This is a genomic window from Faecalibacterium sp. DFI.5.82 (assembly GCF_029076575.1).
Taxonomy (GTDB): Bacteria; Bacillota; Clostridia; order Oscillospirales; family Ruminococcaceae; genus Faecalibacterium; species Faecalibacterium duncaniae.
In genome coordinates this window covers 1-294 of the sequence record NZ_JARFIS010000946.1, presented here as the reverse complement: position 1 = coordinate 294, position 294 = coordinate 1, and the positions used below count along the sequence as shown (strand labels likewise).

The window sequence follows — 294 nt, the reverse complement described above, 5'->3', positions numbered from 1 at the left end:
GCGGTGCTGCTGTCCAATATCGATTACCGCAGCCTGGTGAAGGTGTGGCCGGTGCATGTGGCCCTGACCTGGGGCATGGTGCTGCCCACGCTGGTGGTGCGCAATGTGAGCATCGGCCCGCTGACCTTCGGCTACAACGCAGGCGATACCGACAACTATTCCTGGTACAAGCTGGGAGGTTTTACCCTGCAGCCCACAGAGCTGGCCAAGATCAGCTTTTTCCTGACCTTTGCCATGCACCTGAACAATGTGCGCACCCGGCTCAACGAGCCGAAGGAGCTGGGCAAGCTGCTG

At 60.2% G+C, this 294-nt stretch carries 1 protein-coding gene; it reads left to right on the top strand.

What is annotated here, in order from left to right:
- The coding region (locus P0G09_RS19610) for an FtsW/RodA/SpoVE family cell cycle protein (RefSeq protein ID WP_275253514.1) at positions 1-294 on the top strand (294 nt) is incomplete at both ends.